Source organism: Paenibacillus sp. VT-400 (genome assembly GCF_001029205.1).
Classification (GTDB): Bacteria; Bacillota; Bacilli; order Paenibacillales; family Paenibacillaceae; genus Paenibacillus; species Paenibacillus amylolyticus.
Genome location: NZ_LELF01000047.1, coordinates 24,185 through 45,135, shown reverse-complemented (window position 1 = coordinate 45,135; position 20,951 = coordinate 24,185). Strand labels below are relative to the sequence as shown.

The window sequence follows — 20,951 nt, the reverse complement described above, 5'->3', positions numbered from 1 at the left end:
GAGAGAGGACGAAAGAACGGAATGAAAAAGTCATGGATACGTGTGCTAAGCACAGGTGTATTAACCGGGATGCTGACCATTGGCGCGGCATTGCCTGTATGGGCATCTGATCTGACGACAAGTGAACTACGTGTCAAAGCTGGGAGCACGAGCGCCTACATCAACGGCGATAAGCAGGCCATAGCCAAACCTTACAAGTTCAAGGGTGTTACGATGGTACCTGTCGGTGTATTCAAGAAAGCATTTGGCAGTGAAATCCGGTTGGAGAAAAATGATGTCGTCAAAATCAAGGAAGGTCCACACACGGTTACCCTAACGATTGGCAGTTCAATTGCCTGGGTGGATGGTGTAAAACATGAGATGGGTGCCGCTCCCAAGATGGTGAATGGTGTACTTATGGTTCCACTTCGTCCGGTTGCTGCCGGTATCGGGGCGACGCTAGCTCCAACCAGCTCCGGAGAAATGGTCATTCGTCTGTTGCAAACCGATGATTCGGTGGATGACGAGGATGGCATTCATCCGGATGAAGGCAAAACCAGAATTGGCAACAGTTTTTACGGTTGGTCCATTAACTACCCGGCAGACCTTATAGTTTTCCAGACCGGTGAGCAGGAGCGCATGATGACTTTTGGCACTGCGGACAACAGTTATTATCTTGAAGTGTATGTCAGCGATCAGGATGTGGCTCTGGATGCGGATGATTTGTTGCAGCAACTTGTCCAGGAGGCCAAACAATCGGGAGATACGGTGCTGGATCGTCAAGCGGTGTCGAAAGACAAAACGCCTTATGCACGGATTATCGTGAAAGATGTAGACGGCATGTTATGGGAGATGCGTCAGTATCTGAGCGAAGGTCGTCAATATGATGTGTACCTCGCGGATTACGAAGCCCTGAATTATAAAGATCTGGGCACACGTGCAGCGCTACTCAATTCATTCCAGCCAACCTATGCGGAATCGGATCGAACGATCAAGGATCTGTCCACCGTAGATAATGGCATGCGCTCCGCTTGGAACGATGACTATGGTATTGAATTGAAGATTCCTGCCGGCTGGTCGATGGATAACAATCAGATGATCTATGAAGCCAAGGATGGTGCGTATCTGCAATGGCGTGTCACTTCGGCGAAAGCAGGTACAACGGTAAAAGACTGGAGCGGCCAACTGGATAAGTGGATGCGCGAGACATTTACACCAGAGAGTTACGAGCCAATTGGTTCATATACGATGGATATCTCGGGAGAAACTGCCGAGGTGAATGAATTCCGTTATAACTTTGGCGGGGGCTGGCAGACCGAGTTTGATGTTCTTTTGCAGAAGAATGGGTATCGGTATTATGCAGAGTATACGTTCCCTGAGGAGCAAAGTGCAGATCGGGCATGGTTTGAACGGATTATGAAGAGTGTGGAGATTGACTTTGATACGGTTGCCGATAATTTCGGTCAGCTGGATGAAGATCCGTATTTGACAGACAAAACGAAGACACTTACACGTACGTCCAAACGTTATCATTACAGTGTAGATATTCCGCGTTACTGGACGCCGTATAGTGATCGATTCGAATATTCACCTGTGGTGTACACCTTTACTGGCGGAGAATTCTCCATTGCGGCGAGCGAAGACAAGTCGATCGAGATGACGGTCAGCCAATTGAGAGAAGCCTATGCCGAAGCCACCAAAACCCGTAAGAACTTCAAGTTGCTTGGCAGTGAAGAGCTGACGTTTGCGGGTGTGCCTGCATTTTCCTTTACGTATCATGAGCTGGACAAAGGCGTGCCATATGCGGGTCGTCAGATCGTGTTTGAAAAGGACGGAACAACCTATACGATCACAAGTGGGCTGAATGATGCCAACAAGACAGAAGTTCAGGCAGCCGCCTTGGAAAAAGCAGTGAACTCATTTACTTTTATTAAATAATATTGATGCATGCCGGAGGGTCAAAAGACCTTTCGGCTTATTTGTTTTCTGTATAAGATAAATTAAATATTTACACTGGGACGAAGAGTGCAGAACCGATCTGAAGAAGCGAAGCGTGCGCGTTTATCACCAGATTTTTCCCCTTTAGAAAAGGAAATAAAAAAAATCTGGGGGTAACAGCGATCGGAAGATGGTACTGCAATCGAAGTGTCTAGTGTAAATCTTAATGGAAATGAAAATGGTAAACGGTTTTTTCAGGAAAACGTAGAAGAGTCGGTGCAGAAGTGGTACACTATACTAGTTCAGGAGTTATGACTACTGATCTGATGAATAGGAATGACTGTAAGCTTGGAGTTCAGGCAATACAGACATAATAGATAGATATTGTAATACCGTGACAATGCAGGTGTACCCGATAAGGTGCAGTCTTAGGCTTAGTATGTTCAGACGTTTAGGGATATAGGGATGAAATCCGGCGGATAGCCGGTTATGGGGAGGATCTACATGAAAACAGCAACAATACGAAGAGAAGACGTTGAACTTCTGGCACCGGCTGGTGACTGGGATTGTATGCGTTCGGCGGTAGCTAATGGCGCAGATGCAATTTTCTTCGGAGTCGAAAAGTTTAATGCACGGGCACGGGCGAACAATTTCCGTATGGACGAGCTGCCGGAGATAATGGCGTTTTTGCACAGTTATGGCGTAAAAGGTTTTTTGACCTTTAATATATTGATTTTTGAAAATGAATTGACGGATGCCAAAGAACTGATTGACGCTTGTGTCGATGCAGGTGTGGACGCTGTAATTGTTCAGGATTTGGGTTTGGTGAAGATGATCCGCGAGATATCACCGGATTTCCCGATTCACGGTTCAACACAGATGACAATTACGTCTCCGGAAGCGGTCGAGTTTACGAAGCCGTTTGATATGGAACGTGTCGTTCTGGGACGGGAGAACAACCTGAAGCAGATCCAGAAGATCGGTGAGCAGGCAAAACTTCCAATGGAAGTATTTGTTCATGGTGCGCTGTGTGTATCCTACTCGGGGCAGTGTCTTACTTCCGAAATGTGGGGAGGACGTTCGGCGAACCGCGGAGAGTGCGCACAAGCTTGTCGTCTTCCATACGATCTGATGGTGGATGGGGTGCACAAACCGATGGGTGATGTAGCTTATCTGTTGTCTCCTAAGGATCTGGCAGCGATTGATCTGATGCCGGAACTGATCGAAGCAGGAGTAACTTCTTTCAAAATTGAAGGACGTCTCAAAACGCCAGAATACGTAGCAAACGTAGTAAGCAAATACCGCAAAGCGATTGACCGTTATTTTGATGGAGATAACACACCGCCAAGCAAGGAAGAAGTTCGCGAATTGCAGCAAAGCTTCTCCCGTGGATTCACGCATGGTTTCCTCAGTGGTACAAACAACAAAGAACTGGTGGATGGAACATTCCCGAAAAGCCGTGGTGTCTACCTCGGTCGTGTGGATCAAGTGTTGCGCGATGGTGTGGTCCTGAAACTGGATGCACCTGTGAAACGTGGAGACGGAATTGTATTTGACGCCGGAGACCCGACTCAGAAGGAAGAAGGCGGACGGGTATACGATGTGCGTCGCAAAGGTGTAAAACTCGAAGGCGAAGCCGAAGAGGGCTGGATCGTTGACGTTGTGCCAGGCCGCAGTGACGTAGATCTGCGCCGCGTGAAAGTTGGCGACAAAGTGTGGAAAACGAATGACCCGGCGCTGGACAAACGTCTACGTCAAAGCTTCGAGACCGAGAAGCCGTACCGTGTATTCCCAGTGAAGGTGAAGGTCATCGGCAGCCCGGGGCAGCCGCTTAGCACATGGTGGACAGACGTGCAGAAAGGCACGACCGTCCGTATTGATTCCGAGATGGAACTGGACATCGCCCAGAAGCGTCCAATGACACATGAATTGCTCGAAGAGCAGTTCGGACGTCTGGGAGGCACCGTGTTCCAGTTGGAAGGAATGGACGTCAACCTGCACGGTGACGTCATCATCCCAATGCGCGAGTTGAATAATATTCGCCGTCAGGCGGTAGAACAACTCGCGGGTGAACGTCCTAAACCGCCTGTCTACGTGAAACGGGCGGTAGATGTGTACGGCGATTCAGTTAAACCGGCATCGCCAGTCACTCGCGGTCAAGCAGAGCTGACCGCGCTCTGCCGCAGCCTGCCACAAGTGGAGGCAGCGATTGAAGCAGGAATCGGTATGATCTATGCCGACTTCGAGTTTATCAAACAGTTCCCGGCAGCCGTGGAAGCTGTGCATGCCGCTGGTCGCAAGATCGCGCTGGCAACACCGCGTATTCATATGCCTGGGGAGAACGGATATCATAACAACATCCTGCGTCTGAAGCCAGATGCGGTATTGGTACGTAATACAGGCGCACTGTACTTCTACCTTCGCCACCGGATGGAAAACCCGGATGCGAAGCACCCGGAATTGATCGGCGACTTCTCATTGAACATCGCCAATCACAAAGCAGTAGAATTGTTCCTGGAAGCCGGATGTGACTGGATTACGCCATCCTATGACCTGAACATTCAACAAATGGTTGATTTGCTGGGCCACTCCCGTACAAGTCAGACTGAAGTGGTTATCCATCAGCATCTGCCGATGTTCCATACCGAGCACTGTGTATATTGTACGTTCATGAGTGAAGGAACGGACTTCACGAACTGTGGCCGTCCTTGTGAGGAACAGCGTGCATCACTGCAAGACCGGATCGGCATGTCCCACCCGGTACGTGTGGATGAAGGTTGCCGTAATACGGTGTACAATGCAGTGGAACAGTCAGGTGCCGAGTATCTGACCAACTTTATGGATCTGGGTGTATCCCGTTACCGTGTGGAATTCCTGGAAGAGACACCGGAGCAGGTACGCGAAGTTATCGATCTATACAACCGCGCACTGCGCGGCGAGATCAGTGGTACACAAGTTTGGAAAACACTCAAAGCAACGAACCAACTGGGCGTTACACGTGGTCAATTGGTGAAATAACGTTTGTATGGTACTACAACAGTTACAAGCATGAAGGAACCCCAATCTCTGCTTCAAGGAGCTCTTGGGGTTTTTTTACATCATGATACAGGAGGCGAAGAAGCGTGGCGCCATTCACAATTATGGATATCAAATTGCTGTGCGGGGTCACGGCATTCAAGCGCGGAGAAGATTATAACCAATCTGGCAGGGTGACCAATCTGGTGGTCAGTGAGAATCAGCTTCATTTTGAAGCACAGGTACGTGGATCGGAGCGTTATCAGGTGACGGTGGATATAGATGGATCAGGTGAGGTTGTGGCAGGCTGCAGTTGTCCGGGTGACGGCAGGCATTATGACTATTGCAAACATGTCGCTGCTGTCCTGTTGGCTATTCACGAATGGGGTGAGCAGCAGGAGCGTAATGCCACGATTGCTTCGGGGAAGCCTCCTCAACCTGCTCCAGGCCAAGGAGCCAATACCAGTTCCAGCTCAGGTTCCAAGTCCAGGGTTGGGACGTTGGTCGAAGAAAGCATATGGGAGCGACCACAGTCCGCTTCACAACGAGAGCAACTGAATGATGCCCCAGAGCGTCCGCCCGTTCACTTTGCCCAAGCAGGTCGTCCAAGCTCAGCTTCGGGGTGGGGCCGCTCGGCAGATAAACCTTCTTACCGTACGGCGGATCAGATTCTGTCCATGTTTGCCAAGGATCGGAGACCGCTGCATGGAAATGATCGTAAATACACTGCCCCTGTCAGCCGTTCCTCCCTGCGGGAAGAATTGCAGGTTCAGTTTATATGTAAGCTGACACAGGTTCACAAGGGTGGTGGGAAACTTGCTCTTGAATTGAAAGTGGGTAACAAACGTCTGTATGTGGTGCAGAAAGTGAAGCAATTCCTGAACTGTATCGAGAAGGGCGAGCCAATGTCATTTACCAAGCTGTTCCACTATGATCCATTGATGCATGTTTTCACTCCGCAGGATCAGGCCATTCTCTCGATGCTTATTCGAATGAGGCAGAGTGAGGAGGCCTATCGCCAATCCATCTCCGGTTATCTGGGAGCTTCGGACGGACGGGATATATTGATTGCTCCTCTCGTATGGAAGCCATTGCTGGAATTGTTGCTACAGGCTGACAGCCGGATGGAGGGCACGGGATTTGCCAATGGACCACTCACACTGGGTGAGGGGGTACTTCCTTTATTTTACCGGATCGCCCAGGGAGCGAATGAAGGATATCAGCTTGAAATTTCTGGACTGCGTGAGCTGATTCTTCTCCCTGCTTATGATGCCGCTGTGGTGGAAGGACAGTTGCATATGTTGGAGCCGATGCAGATGCGAAGTCTGGAGGACTTGAGTGGGGCGCTCACGTCGTATGGAATCAAGGAAAGCATCGATATTTCGACTCAGCAGGTGGATGAATTCGTACAGCATGTCGTGCCAGAACTGCGTACGCTTGGACATCTGTCCATTGATTCACAGGTGCGTGAACAGATCGCGGAACCGGAACTTTCACCGAAGCTGTACATCGACTTCTATCGTGAACGTATTACAGCGCGTCTGGAATTCGACTATGAGGTCATGGTTATTAATCCACTTGCAGAGTATTTAATAGATGAAGAAGAGAAAAAGGTTATTTTGGTGCGTGATCGATACAAAGAACGGAATCTCATTGAACGGCTCGATCGTTCTTTCCTGGAACGTGATGGTAGTGTCTGGGCGAGCGAACGGGAAGATGCCATCTATGATGTTATGTATCATCTGTTGCCTGAGCTTGAAAAACAGGTAGACATCTATATGCCAAACGCCGTGAAGGCCATGGTGCAATCCTATCCAACACCGCCGAAAGTACGAGCAGATTTGGGGAGAGGACTGGACTGGCTTGAGATTTCATTCGAGATGGAAGGTGTGGACGAGCAGGAGCTTCAAGAACTCATGCGTCGCATTGTGGAAAAGAAACCGTATTTCCGTCTCAAGAGCGGTATCTTTCTGTCGCTTGAAAATGAAGGTGCAGACAGTTTCGCTCATATGGCCGATTCACTGGGACTTGGAGCAGATGACATCAAGAGCAGCCATATCCGGCTGCCAGCTGTTCGGGCGTTACAATTGCCAGGCAGGGATGAAGTTTCCGGTCATGTGAAGTGGGGAGGCTCCCTGAAACGTTTCCTTGATGATCTGCGAGATCCCGAACGGATGGATTTTGCATTGCCAGAGACACTGACCCCCATCCTGCGGGATTATCAGAACAGTGGATACCAGTGGCTGCGTACCCTCGCTTATTATCGTTTTGGCGGCATTCTGGCGGATGATATGGGACTTGGCAAAACGTTGCAAAGTATCGCCTATATCACAGCGGTTCTTCAGGAGAAGCCCGACTACAATATGGACAATACGGGCGTTGATAAATACCGGGAGAGCGGATCATTACGGGGCGGTGAAACGTTGGCGACTTCCAACATTGATTCCGAAACTGGGCTCCCATTGGATAAGATGGATTCAGAGAATACGGATGGCCTATGGTCCACGATGCAGCAGGATGGACTGACAATCCGAACGAGGGTCATTCATCCCCCGGTACTTGTCGTGGCGCCTGCCTCGCTAACCTATAACTGGGCTAATGAGTTTGCACGGTTTGCCCCGCATCTGAAAGTCCTGATCGCAGCCGGTCAGAAAGAAGAGCGAGCCAATATGCTTTCTGGAATGGATGAGGCAGATGTGATTGTGACGTCGTATCCTCTGTTGCGACGGGATTTGGATACCTACCTGGGCCGAACCTTTCATACGCTCATTCTGGATGAAGCTCAGGCAATTAAAAATGCTTCTTCTCAGACCGCGCAGGCAGTCAAACAGATTCAAGCTCCGCGTCGTTTTGCACTCACAGGAACGCCTGTAGAGAACTCACTGGATGAATTGTGGTCCATTTTTGAAGCCGTCTTCCCAGGGTTGTTTCCAAGTTACAGAAGATTCCGTGACCTTCCTCCGGAACGGATCTCGCGGATGGTGCGTCCGTTTATTCTGCGCCGCCTGAAGAAGGATGTGTTGGAAGAATTGCCTGATCGAATTGAAACGGTACAGCGGTCAGAGCTTACGGTTGAGCAGAAGAAATTGTACGCCGCATATCTTTCCCAACTTCAGGATGAAGCATCGAAGGATATGGAGGATAACGGATTCCAGAAGAATCGTATCAAAATTTTGGCTGGCATCACGCGCTTACGTCAGTTGTGTTGTCATCCGGCCCTCTTTGTGGAAGGATATCAAGGCGATTCCGGGAAAATGGAACAGTTGCTTGAAACGGTCGAGGATTGTTTGGCTGCAGGGAAACGAATTCTCATCTTCTCCCAATTTGCGAGCATGTTGAACCTGATTCGTCAGACCCTTTCGGCCCAGGGAAGGAATCTTTTCTACCTCGATGGTCAGACCCCTGCACAGAGCCGGGTTGAGATGTGCCACAGATTTAATGAGGGCGAAGCTGAACTGTTCTTAATCTCCCTGAAAGCTGGCGGTACCGGACTAAACTTAACAGGGGCAGATACCGTTATATTATATGATCTATGGTGGAATCCTGCCGTGGAAGAACAGGCAATTGGCCGTGCCCATCGCATGGGACAGAAACAAGTGGTGCAAGTCATCCGCCTGGTTACCGAGGGTACGATCGAAGAGAAGATTTTGGAACTCCAGCAGCGCAAGAAGGACTTGATTGCCGAAGTAATCGAACCGGGAGACGGAGGATCGACGACCTTATCCGAACAGGATATCCGCGAATTGTTGATGGTATAATGGAGTCCAAGCATCTTAGCTCTCAGAATCATTAAATATATGAATCTATACAAGTTTAACTAATCATTTACACGAGAAACGTAGAGGACAGAAAAAAGCTGGAGAAGCGTAGCGTTCGCCTTTTTCACCAGATTTCACCTTTGTAAAAGTGAATTAAAAAATCTGGGGATAACAGCGATCGGAAGGTTGTTCTGTCATCGTAGTGTCAGTGTAAATAATCTTTAGTTCAACTTGTTTAGCAAAAGGAGTGGGTTCGTGTGCGTATTCGCAAAGCGATTATTCCAGCCGCGGGGCTGGGTACCCGGTTTTTGCCTGCGACCAAGGCGATGCCTAAGGAAATGCTGCCCATCGTGGACAAGCCAACGATCCAGTACATTATTGAAGAAGCCGTAGCTTCTGGCATTGAAGATATCATTATTGTGACAGGTAAAGGCAAGCGGGCCATTGAAGATCACTTCGATTATTCTTTTGAGCTGGAGCAGAATCTGGCGGACAAACAGAAGTGGGACTTGCTTAACGAAGTACGCAAACCCTCCGAGATGGCAGATATCCATTATATCCGTCAAAAGGAACCGAAGGGACTTGGTCACGCCATCTGGTGTGCCCGCAAGTTTATCGGCAACGAGCCTTTTGCCGTCCTGTTAGGGGATGACATCGTGGAAGCGGACCATCCCTGCCTGAAGCAGATGATCGATGTCTACGATGAACTGCAATCTCCGATTGTTGGTGTACAGCCTGTTGATTGGAGCGAGGTATCCCGCTATGGGATAGTGGACGGAGAGTTGCTGACCCCTACCGATGATCGTGTTTTTCGGGCCCGCCGCTTAATTGAGAAACCAAAGACCGAAGACTCTCCCTCCAACCTGGCTATTATGGGACGTTACATTCTTACACCGGATATTTTCGAGATCCTGGGTCAACAATCTGCTGGTGTCGGGGGAGAAATTCAGCTTACGGATGCCTTGTCCCGATTGAATGAACAGCGGCAGATTCTCGCATATCACTTTGATGGATTGCGTCATGATGTTGGCGAGAAGTTGGGCTTTATTGAGACATCTATTCACTACGCATTGCAGCGCCCGGATCTACGTGATGATTTGTTGGCGTATTTAAAGAAGATAACGGCATCGAACTAACACATCCCTAACGTATTAGATCAAAAAAAAAGGTTTGCCCTTTGATGAAGGCAAACCTTTTTTTTTGTGGAATTATAGAGGACCACTAGTGCATTTTGTTATTAGAAATTCAGTTCTGCTATCTGTTTTATCTCGTCTGCTTCGTTAGGTGCGACAGCGATAAGCTTATCATATATAGCTTGATCCTGTTGCCCATCCTTAGTTAGAGCGGCAAGGTACCAACGAGCAATTTCACGGTTGGTAGCATCGTTCAGATCGTCTGCAATCCCACCCTTAAGGATAGTAGCTGCTCCAGCTGAATCGTTTAACATATATTTCATTTTCCCCGTGTTCAGAATCATTGTTGGAGTCAGCTCGAACGGCTGTCCTTGAAGCTGTCCTTCAGGGAGAGTCTGTAGATGTTCTACTCCATCAACAACATGCTGATAGGCTTCCAGACCTGAAGTAAAATAAGATTCCTTCTTAGCTGTATCGCCTTGTCCGAGTGCTTGATATCCTAGATCGAACGAACGGGTGATTAGCCGTTCGTACCACTCCATATCCCAGATATAGTTGTTGGCATATTCTTTTTGAAGAGTGTAGGCTTGGCCAGATTCCCCTTTCATTTCATATAGACTCATGAGTTGTTTAACAATGTTCTTATTAAATGGTTCTGCTTCAAGACCACGTTGGAGTAACTGTATGGAGTTCGAATAGAACTGATCATCTTGTGTTTGCTGAAAGCCTTGTTGATAGAGGGAACTAAGCATTAGCAATGAATCTGTGTGTGTACTGCGAATCGATAGATCTTTATCGAGTGGCACCTTTATCTCTTGGAAGTCCTGGCTAGTTTGAGCTACCTTTTTCGCCTCGTAAGCGTAATGATTTGCTTGCAGGAAGCGAACGGATGTAATGAGCAGGACAATTGCTGCAATACCGGCAATTACACTGTAGATCCCACGTGCCGCAGATTTGCTAAACTTCAATCGACGTAGTGGTTTGGGATCCATCGAAGCAGTCATACCGCCGAGGCCAAGGAATACCAACATTCCAATAAAGACATAGCTCATATTGAAATCGAGTAAACTCAGTATAAGAATGGACATGGACAGGATAAAGTACACAAAATGGGATTCACGCTCTTCTTCACTACGCCTTAAAAAAGCACGCACATACTGATAGAAAACAAAGAGTATAAATGCCATAAAGATAACAAATCCAATGATCCCAACTTCTACGAGGTATTGCATGAAGAAGTTGTGTGCTTGAGCACTGACATAAGGATTGTTCTGATACTTTTCATACAAAGTGGTCCATGCTCCACCACCCGCACCTATGATTGGATAGTCAGCAAATAGTTTTGTGGCATCTTTATAAAACGTAATTCGCTCGAGTACACTGTGTTGTTGGAAATTGATATTTTCAAGTCGTGTACTAATGCTATCAGGTAAAATGTTTCTCACACTCGTACCGAGCAGAAGCACGGAAACAACAACTGTGAGAATAACAGATCCTAGTGGAATCCATAAACTGGAGCCTTTTCGAGCTGACCAGGATTGAATGCCATGCTCTAGTTGTGGTGCGATCCAACGCTGGATAACCCAACTTACTATTGCCACAATGGTGGATGCTGCTAACAGATAAATCCAACCCTTGGCTGCGAGTGAGCCGGAAAATTGTAGTTGCAATTCAAGTCCTGCTGTATTTATTGGATTCAATACAACCAGTGTGCCGATTGCGGCTACTCCGCTATAGATAAACCATAGAATTTGTTTAGCGGGTTTTAACAATAATAACAGTATAACGAACACAATCGGAAGCATGACAAGCCCAGTCCGGGAAAGTGTCAACAGTAGCGACAAAATAATAGGTACAAGCATAAAACTATGTAGAAACTGCGTGTACACTTTTTTGGAACGGATCATACTAAAAATGGTGATAAATAAAAATGCCATTAGGAATGCGGCGTATGTATTAGGATACTGAAACACTGATGCAAGTCGTGGTCCGTTTGAATCATTCCAGATCGCTTGGTTGTATACACCGTTAATAACTCCTGCAGAAAACCACCCCACCAGCTTGCCGGCGAAACTGAAGGCTCCTAGCCAGTTTAACAAACCAAAACCCACAATAACATATGCAATTCCTATTAAAGAAGATTGTATGATATGATTGATTTTGTTGTTTTGAAGCAGGTACATCGTCATCACAAAAATTATCGCATAAATGCACTGGATGAGGATCATATTGATTGCCAAATATTCCGATGCAGCACTGATGAGGGATAGTACATAGGTAAGTGGAATCAATAGCACGGCCACTTTGAGCCAATCTTGCTGTGTTTCTAACTTGATTTGTTTGAAGTAAATGGCTACCCAGATGATAAATAGGAGGGTAGTGATTGCAACCGCCCAATAAATGGGAGCTTCAAATTGCAGCAATTGCCCATTGAATAGCGCAACTTGAAAAGCGGACCAGAGTAAAAATATGATCAGTCCTATGGTCAGGGTCCATAGTAGAGGCGAAGTTGAGCTAGTACTTACTTTGCTCGACGTCTTCCTTTGTTTCCCGTATACTGGATTCGACAAGGTTTGAGTCTCCTTTTCTTGTAGATACGACAATATTCTAACATAGGATTATTCAGCTATTCCACTTCAAATAAAAAGTGAGTGAGGACTTAACATATGTATTCGGAGTTTGTAAAGATGAGAAGGCTAATTTTTGATTTGGCCAAAAGTGACTTCAAAAAAAGGTACCTGGGATCTTATTTCGGTGCTGTATGGGCGTTTATCCAGCCTCTGGTGACTATCCTATTGTTTTGGTTTGTGTTTCAAGTTGGGTTTAGATCAACTCCAGTAGATGATGCACCTTTTATCCTGTGGTTGATATGTGCCATGATTCCTTGGAATTTCTTTTCAGATGCATTTCAAACGGCAACTACGTCCGTGACCGACAACAATTTTCTCGTTAAGAAAGTTGTATTTAAATTAGAGATACTGCCGATTATTCGTATTTGTTCTTCATTGTTTGTCCATTTGTTTTTTTTAGTTTTCCTTATACTCATGTTTACAATATATAAATATGAATTCACGCTATACTATCTCCAAATATTCTATTATCTGATTGCTACAGTATTGCTTGTTGTAGGTCTATCTTGGATAACAAGCTCAGTGATTCTTTTTTTTAAGGATACCGCACAGATTGTGGCCTTGATCGTTCAATTTGGGTTTTGGTTAACTCCAATTATGTATCCACTAAAAATGATCCCAGAAAAATACATGTTTCTCTTTAAGGCTAACCCTATGTACTATATTACAGACGGTTACCGGAGGGTATTTATTTATCGGCAGTGGTTCTGGCAAGACATGAAACTTACAATTTATTTTTGGTCGTTTACTCTTGTTACACTTGTAGTGGGGTACTTCTTATATCGCAAACTGAAACCGCATTTTGCTGATGTTCTCTAAGGGTGGAATATAATGAACAATTATGTGATTGAGGCTAAAGGCCTAACTAAACAATATAAACTGTATAATAAGCCGGTAGATCGATTGAAAGAAGCTTTACATTTTTCAAACAAAATATATCATAAAAAATTCACTGCGCTAGATCATCTTGATTTTCAGGTAAATAGAGGGGAATGTCTCGGCATTATTGGTAAAAACGGATCTGGAAAATCTACGTTACTTAAAATGATTACGGGCGTACTCACCCCAACATCCGGTTCACTTCATGTAGAAGGTAGTATTTCTGCGTTATTAGAGCTGGGAGCAGGCTTTAATCCTGATCTTACAGGACTGGAGAATATATATCTAAATGGAACGATAATGGGCTTTTCCAAGGACGAAATGCAGTTGAAGCTTGACGAGATTTTGGAATTTGCGGACATTGGTGAATTTATATACCAACCAGTTAAAACATATTCCAGTGGTATGTTTGTAAGACTTGCTTTCGCAGTAGCCATAAACGTTGACCCTGATATATTGATCGTAGACGAAGCACTCAGTGTTGGTGATCTACGGTTCCAGCAGAAATGTTACAGAAAAATTGATGAGCTGAAGCAAACGAAGACCATTTTGTTTGTAACTCACGATATGTCAGTAATTAACAAGTATTGTGATCGAGTTGTATGGATCAATGAGGGGAAACTTGTGGAGGAAGGTTCGCCAAGAGACATCTCAAAAAAATACCAAGCGTTTATGATTGGCGCTAATTACAAAAAGCTAGATCTTAGTGAGTTGTCTGATTCCGGGGAAGAGTTCACTGGTTCTTCGAAGGCACACTTGGTAGATTCATTACAAGGTAATCTAGATATGATGGGTGATGAAAAAGCAGTTATCACTGGAATATCAATGTTTGAAGCCAACGGGCAAGATAAGGTCACGCTTGTAGAAGCGGAGCAAGAAGTGGAAGTCCTGATTAGACTGGATATTTATGAAATTATTGATTATCCCATTGTTGGTTTTTCAATGAAGGATCGGCTTGGAAATATTATTGTTCAGACAAACAATTATATCCTTGGAGACGAACTCGAGTCACTTCGGCCTGGTGAAAGTTACGTTTTTAGCTTTGGTTTCCGATTCCCAAGCCTTAATCATGGTTCTTATACAATATCGCCAGCGATTGCTTCCGGGACGCAACAAGAACATAAGCAACATAGCTGGGTCCACGATGCTTTGGTCGTTGAAGTGTTACCTCTTGGCTATGAATCTGTTAGTGGTATTCTGTGTTTGAAAGATGTTTCTTTTTCAGCAATCGTATAGAAAGTGGGGATAAACTTGGATTTTACGGGGGAGCGATTTATACCTAATGAATCAGATGAGGAGTTAGAGATTGAGCATACTCAAAGGTACAATATGCTAAATCAATTAGTCGAAAATAAATCAGTTCTGGATGCCGCATGTGGCGAAGGTTATGGTTCATTTTTATTATCAAATTCCGCGGCTAAGGTTATCGGTATAGACATTGATTCAGAGACAATTAATCATGCGAAGAATAGATATGTGAAGGATAATTTGGATTACTTTGTAACGAGTATAGATCATATGCCCTTTCCTGATCACTCATTTGACATCATTGTTTCATTCGAAACATTGGAACACGTAGATGAACAAATGCAGTTAGCATTTTTGAAAGAGGTTCAAAGGTTGTTGAAGGAAAATGGAACCTTCATTATCTCTACCCCAAACAAGAAATACTATTCTGATGAAAGAGGATACAGTAACAATTTTCATGTGAAAGAATTATATAAAGAAGAATTTTCTGAACTACTAAAAGAATATTTTATTTATGTAAATATGGTCTCTCAGCGTTTCGAAGTGGTATCACTAATCGATAACCCTTCAACTGCAAGAGGGACTGAATTTTTTATGCAAGAACAGGAGAAAAAAGAGGGATTTTATGAGAAGTATATGATTGCATTTTGCTCAAATGATTCTCAGAATGCCCAACCTGCATACTCCATTAATGTACAGTCAGGGCAATATCAAAATCTTATTGAACGAGTTATGACTCTTCAGGAAGAAGTTGAAGAACGGAATAATCATATTTCTCTTCAAGACAAAGAAGTTGAATTTTTAAGAGAACAGTATAAGCAACTCGAATCAATCCGGATCAGGCTCGCGCAAATGAAGGATGTTAAAGAAGATTTAAATGATCAGTTAGAACATTCTAATAAAGAATATGAGGCAATTCAAAAGAAACTTGATGAACTTTACGGCACAAAGCTGGAGGCCGAGAACGAACTTCAAAAAGTGAAAAAAGAGAACGAATATTTCTCACAGCAGCTGAATGAACACTTAGTTCGGATCGAGAACCAGAAAGGGCATATCGATCTATTGCTTCAAGAAGAGAGGACACTCCAAAATATTTACAAGTCCAGCGGTTGGAAAGTTCTGAGCAGTTATTATAGGTTGCGTGATAGTCTGGTTCCTATGAACAGCAAGCGTCGTATGTTGTTAAAACTCACCAAAATGACTATAAAAAGACCTCAAATCATGTTATCCGCCTTGAACAAAGCCAATTTTCGGAAACTTAAATATTATTTAAAAGCGGAAGACACGGGTCGACTTAACGGCAGGATTAATAACTACATTGAGAAACATAATGAAACGCCACTTCCAACTCTTCAAGTTGCAGTGCCTGACATTGTGAATTTTGAACAGTTGAGCTTCCCAATTGAAGAGAATCCAAGAGTGTCCATTATTATTCCTGTGTATAATCAATGGAAATATACGTATCTTTGTTTGGCGTCCATTCTTGAAAACACCACTGATGTAACCTACGAAATAATCATTGCCGATGACATGTCCGATGATGATACCGTAAAGATAAATGAATATGTTTCTAACATTAGAGTAGTAAGAGATGGAGTTAACCGTGGGTTCCTACTTAACTGCAATAATGCAGCGGCGTGTGCTAAAGGAGAATATCTATTTTTCCTGAACAACGATACGAATGTACAGCCTAAATGGTTAAGTTCACTAGTGGAACTGATGGACTCAGATTCCCGAATTGGTATGGCAGGATCCAAGTTGATTTATCCGGATGGTAGACAACAGGAAGCAGGCGGCATTATTTGGAATGATGCGAGTGGTTGGAATTTCGGAAGATTGGACGATCCAAACAAGCCAGAATACAACTATGTGAAGCAAGTTGACTACATTTCAGGGGCGGCAATTTTAGTTAGACACAATATATGGAAGGATTTGGGCGGATTTGACGAACGCTATGTGCCCGCTTATTTTGAAGATACAGATCTGGCGTTTTCCATTAGGGATTTAGGATATAAAGTTATATTCCAACCCAAATCTGTCATTGTCCATTTCGAAGGAATATCTCATGGGACAGATACAAACAGTGGGATTAAAAGCTATCAGGTCAAAAATAAAGAGAAGTTTTTGCATAAATGGGATTCGGTGCTGAAGCAAGAACATTTTCCAAATGCAGAACATATTTTTTGGGCAAGAGACAGATCTGGAGGTAGAAAAACCATTGTAGTCGTGGACCACTATGTGCCGCATTATGACAAAGATGCAGGTAGTAGAGCGACGTATTTCTATTTACAGTTATTTGTTTCGATGGGTTTCCATGTGATTTTCATAGGAGATAATTTCTTTAAACATGAGCCTTACACTTCGAACTTACAAGAACTTGGAATAGAAGTCTTATATGGAGACTATTATGCGAAAAATATAAACAAATGGATTAAAAATAATGGAGCCTATATTGATTATGTTTATCTTAATCGTCCACATATTTCTATAAAATACATGGAAACGTTTAAGAAATTCACTTCAGCGAAAATCATCTATTTCGGCCACGATCTTCATTTTCTTAGAGAAATGAGAAATTATGAATTAACGGGAAATATAAATCTTATAAAATCCTCAGAAGAGTGGAAGAAAACAGAGTTTTCCCTATTTAATGATGCTGATGTTATTCATGTAGTAGGTTCATATGAACAATCACTGCTTCAAAATGAGTTCCCGAATAAACCAGTAAGAAATATTCCGTTATTTCCGTATGAACATTCTTATAATTACGCTAAAAAGATTGAGGGCTTTGATGCTAGAAAAGATTTGCTATTTGTTGGTGGTTTTAACCATGCTCCGAACTATGATGGAATCGTATGGTTTTTGGATGAGATCTTCGATACCATCAAGAGGGAAATTCCAAATGTGAAGCTTTATATTGTGGGTTCGAATCCTCCTGATGATTTAAAAGCAAGATCCGCAGAGGATGTAATCGTTACTGGGTTTGTATCCGATGAAGAACTGGAGAGATATTATAATCAGTCCAAGCTTGTCATTGTGCCTCTACGTTATGGAGCGGGCGTCAAAGGAAAAGTAGTCGAAGCGATTTATTATCAAGTGCCTGTTATTACAACATCAATCGGTTCAGAAGGATTGGAAGAGTCTGAGATAGTAATGACAATAGCCAATGATGCACAGCAGTTTGCTCATTCCGTCATTCAATTGTATCAAGACGAAACGATGTGGAATGCCCATTTCCAAGCATCAGTCCAATATATAGAAAAATATTTCACGCGAGAGGCTGCTAGTAAGATCCTTGCTCTCGATTTTAAAGACTAGGAGATACGAATATGATAAATGTTGTGTTATGCGGAGGGAATGGTACCCGGTTATGGCCGCTATCTCGAACTTTGTATCCTAAACAATTTAATAAAATGATAGGAGACCGCTCTTTATTTCAAATGACCGTGGAGAGAAATGCCTCCCTTTGTGATCAAACATATATTGTATCTAATGAAGAACAGTATTTCCTGGCATTAGATCATCTTAATGAGTTAGAGATGAAAGCAGATAAATTTATCCTGGAGCCAGTCGGCCGGAATACCGCGCCGGCTATAGCTTTGGCTTGTTTTGCTGCAGAGGAAGATGAATTGGTATTGATTACACCATCTGATCATGTAGTTCAAAATCAGCAAGAATATAATCGTTGTCTCGAAATAGCCAAAGGACTGGCTCTTGAAGGACACATGGTAACATTTGGGATTAACCCGAATTATCCTGAAACAGGTTACGGATACATAGAAGCGGATGGTCAGATTGTGGTTTCCTTTAAAGAAAAACCAGATCTATTAACTGCTGAAAGGTATTTGAAATCAGGAAACTTTTATTGGAATAGCGGAATGTTTCTATTCAAAGCAGGGGTATTCCTCAAGGAATTAGAGGCCTCAGCCAATGAGATTTATGATAGAACGCTCTTGGCTTTTAACAATGCAAGATTCCATTACGACACCATTCGTGTACTCAAAGAAGAGATGGAGGCCATACCTTCTAACAGTGTCGATTATGCGGTTATGGAATACAGTACCAACGTAAAAGTCGTCTCGTCCGACATTGGATGGTCCGATCTTGGCAGCTTCGAAGCTTTATATGAACAACTGCCCAAAGATGAGGCAGGTAATTCTCTGGCTGATCATTATATTAGTGTTAATTCTTCGCGTAATCTTATCCTGTCAAATGACAGGACGATTGCAACCATCGATGTGGAAGATCTCATGATTGTAGATACGCCTGATGCATTAATGATATCCAGACATGGCTCTTCTCAAAAAGTAAAAGAAATTGTTAATGAATTGAAACGAAGAAAATCTAATCTTTGTGATAACCATGTTACTGCTTACAGACCGTGGGGAAACCATACGGAATTAGATATTTCAACGAATTATAAGATAAAAAAAGTGGTAGTGAAGCCAGGGGAAAAGCTTAGTGTGCAAAAACATTTCCACCGTAATGAACATTGGATCGTTGTAAGCGGGACGGCTTTAATTACAGTGAATGGAGAACAGTCCCTACTTCGTAGAAATGAATCAACCTTCATTCATATGGGCGATGAGCATACGGTCCAGAACCCAGGGAAGATAGATTTACATTTAATTGAGGTTCAAGTAGGGGAGTATATTGGAGAAGATGATGTGGTCAGAAGTTGATACTTAAATCAACAATGTTGGGAGTATAGCATGAATAAAGTAAATGGTGATAAAAGACAGAATGTATCGCGTAGGTTAAGTGAACTGCTGATGGGGAGAAATAACTATTTTGACCTCATCAGAGTGGTTGCAGCAATACTTGTAATTTTTTCTCATGCTTATCCATTGTCGGGTGATGGATCCGGTGAACCGTTAAGTCGTTTCTCAAACGGTCAAATTAATTTTGGAAACTTGGCTGTGTTTATATTTTTTGTAATAAGTGGATTGTTGATCACTCAAAGTTATTTACATTCTAATAATTTAATTGTATTTCTTAAATCTAGGCTCCTAAGGATTTTTCCTGGTTTAATGGGGGTTCTGCTATTTTCTGTATTTATCATAGGACCGATAGTTACAGAACTTCCGTTAGCAGACTACTTTACAAGTGGCGGAATTGTGGAATATCTTAAAGCGGTTTTCTTGTTTCCTATGCAATGGAATTTACCAGGGGTATTCGAAAGTAATGTATATAAAGGAGTAGTTAATGGATCTTTATGGACTATTCCATTTGAATTCATTTGTTATCTTTTAGTGGGCCTTCTAGGATTCTTAGGGATTCTAAGGTATAAGTATGTAGTTCTTTTGTTTTCTCTTATTTTGTATTATTTTTATACGTTTGGTGATTCCCTGCTTGCTAATAGTGGACATTTGTTTGGTATGGAAATTAAGACTTTGATTGAATTATCTGTTTATTTTATGGCAGGAAGCATAGTTTATTTGTTCAAGGACGTAATCATAATAAAAAAAGAGATGGCAATGCTCAGCCTTTCATTATTATTGATTTCATTTTTCAATGGGGGCTTTAAGCCTGTATTTGTTATTGCAGGAACATATTTGATACTTTATATTGCTTATTTACCTAAATCCAGAGCGCATGTACTGACCCAATACGGAGACTTTTCTTACGGTTTGTATTTGTACGCTTTCCCTGTTCAACAGATGGTGACTTATTTTTATGGAGGAAGCACCTATGTATGGTTGAACTTCTTAATTTCGGTTCCAATTACATACATTTTGGCTGTTATCTCATGGTATGTAATAGAAAAAAGAGCTCTTCTTTTCAAAAAACGAAATTTTTTTGGGGAGCGTCTTACTTTGGCGATGTTACAATTGAATAATCATTGGAATGGTTGGATAGCTAAGGTTTGCGGTTACTTCTTTCGTATGAATTGGATCAAGTTTGGCGCTTATCTTATAGTTGCTGCTACGATATTTCTTACTTATCAATCGCAGCCTACAGCTATCGAATTTCCATATACAAAGAATCAGAATATTCTTAAAGGAGATTGGCTTCCCCAGAGTAATAGTGAGAAATATCGTTGGGTTGCAAAGCAGGCAGGTATTGTTCTTGACTTGCCGACCAATGGTCATTTGTTAATTGATGGTTTTGTTCCAGATACATTTACTGAAATAAATTCGATAAAAGTATATTTAAATGATGAGGAGATATACAATACTGCACTTGTAATCGGTGAAGGCTTTTTTCTTGACATACCCATTAGTAACGGGAAAGGAAATTCTATAATACTAATGGAATTCAATGATGTTCATTCTCCTGATCAAGCTAGCGAGGATCAGCGTAAGATGAGTGCACTGATCAGTAAAATCCAAGTGAAATAATTCTTTACGGAGTAAAGGGGCCATTATCTA

General features: G+C 43.3%; 10 protein-coding genes. 9 read left to right on the top strand and 1 reads right to left on the bottom strand.

Annotation, left to right across the window (positions count from 1 at the left end; translation table 11 throughout):
* Positions 1-21 precede the first annotated feature (21 nt).
* The 4 genes from EL84_RS02750 to galU all read left to right on the top strand — a co-directional run bounded on the left by EL84_RS02750 (position 22) and on the right by galU (position 9,826).
* Positions 22-1,917: a stalk domain-containing protein gene (locus tag EL84_RS02750; protein WP_235431477.1), complete on the top strand. Its 1,896-nt coding sequence runs from the start codon at positions 22-24 to the stop codon at positions 1,915-1,917.
* A 504-nt stretch (positions 1,918-2,421) separates the two neighbouring features.
* The gene (locus tag EL84_RS02745; RefSeq protein ID WP_047840632.1) at positions 2,422-4,935 is read left to right on the top strand and encodes a U32 family peptidase; all 2,514 of its coding nucleotides are present in this window, start codon (positions 2,422-2,424) and stop codon (positions 4,933-4,935) included.
* Between the two features lie 104 nt (positions 4,936-5,039).
* Positions 5,040-8,690: a DEAD/DEAH box helicase gene (locus EL84_RS31155; RefSeq protein WP_082218818.1), complete on the top strand. Its 3,651-nt coding sequence runs from the start codon at positions 5,040-5,042 to the stop codon at positions 8,688-8,690.
* Between the two features lie 257 nt (positions 8,691-8,947).
* Positions 8,948-9,826 carry a UTP--glucose-1-phosphate uridylyltransferase GalU gene (galU, locus tag EL84_RS02735; protein WP_047840631.1) on the top strand — a complete coding sequence of 293 codons (879 nt, stop codon included), beginning with the start codon at positions 8,948-8,950 and terminating at the stop codon, positions 9,824-9,826.
* A 101-nt stretch (positions 9,827-9,927) separates the two neighbouring features.
* On the opposite strand, the gene EL84_RS02730 is transcribed toward galU, so the two are convergent.
* On the bottom strand, positions 9,928-12,393 hold the full coding sequence (locus tag EL84_RS02730; RefSeq protein ID WP_047840630.1) for an O-antigen ligase family protein: 2,466 nt from the start codon (positions 12,391-12,393) through the stop codon (positions 9,928-9,930).
* A 117-nt stretch (positions 12,394-12,510) separates the two neighbouring features.
* On the opposite strand from EL84_RS02730, the gene EL84_RS02725 reads away from it, so the two are divergent.
* The 5 genes from EL84_RS02725 to EL84_RS30670 are packed head-to-tail and all read left to right on the top strand — an operon-like array spanning position 12,511 to position 20,921.
* Positions 12,511-13,272, top strand: a complete 762-nt coding sequence (locus EL84_RS02725; protein ID WP_235431476.1) for an ABC transporter permease — start codon at positions 12,511-12,513, stop codon at positions 13,270-13,272.
* Positions 13,273-13,284: 12 nt separating this feature from the next.
* On the top strand, positions 13,285-14,568 hold the full coding sequence (locus EL84_RS02720) for an ABC transporter ATP-binding protein (RefSeq protein ID WP_047840628.1): 1,284 nt from the start codon (positions 13,285-13,287) through the stop codon (positions 14,566-14,568).
* 15 nt (positions 14,569-14,583) lie between these two features.
* Complete coding sequence (locus EL84_RS02715; protein ID WP_047840627.1) at positions 14,584-17,898, top strand: glycosyltransferase; 3,315 nt, start codon at positions 14,584-14,586, stop codon at positions 17,896-17,898.
* Positions 17,899-17,909: 11 nt separating this feature from the next.
* Positions 17,910-19,262, top strand: coding sequence for a mannose-1-phosphate guanylyltransferase/mannose-6-phosphate isomerase (locus EL84_RS02710; RefSeq protein ID WP_047840626.1), 1,353 nt, complete (start codon positions 17,910-17,912; stop codon positions 19,260-19,262).
* A 30-nt stretch (positions 19,263-19,292) separates the two neighbouring features.
* Positions 19,293-20,921 carry an acyltransferase family protein gene (locus tag EL84_RS30670; protein ID WP_053061360.1) on the top strand — a complete coding sequence of 543 codons (1,629 nt, stop codon included), beginning with the start codon at positions 19,293-19,295 and terminating at the stop codon, positions 20,919-20,921.
* The last annotated feature ends 30 nt before the right edge of the window (positions 20,922-20,951 follow it).

Coding starts and splice junctions, on each gene's coding strand:
- EL84_RS02720 (WP_047840628.1), top strand. CDS start 13,285: ATGAACAATTATGTGATTGAGGCTAAAGGCCTAACTAAACAATATAAA.
- EL84_RS02710 (WP_047840626.1), top strand. CDS start 17,910: ATGATAAATGTTGTGTTATGCGGAGGGAATGGTACCCGGTTATGGCCG.
- EL84_RS02725 (WP_235431476.1), top strand. CDS start 12,511: ATGAGAAGGCTAATTTTTGATTTGGCCAAAAGTGACTTCAAAAAAAGG.
- EL84_RS02750 (WP_235431477.1), top strand. CDS start 22: ATGAAAAAGTCATGGATACGTGTGCTAAGCACAGGTGTATTAACCGGG.
- EL84_RS30670 (WP_053061360.1), top strand. CDS start 19,293: ATGAATAAAGTAAATGGTGATAAAAGACAGAATGTATCGCGTAGGTTA.
- EL84_RS02745 (WP_047840632.1), top strand. CDS start 2,422: ATGAAAACAGCAACAATACGAAGAGAAGACGTTGAACTTCTGGCACCG.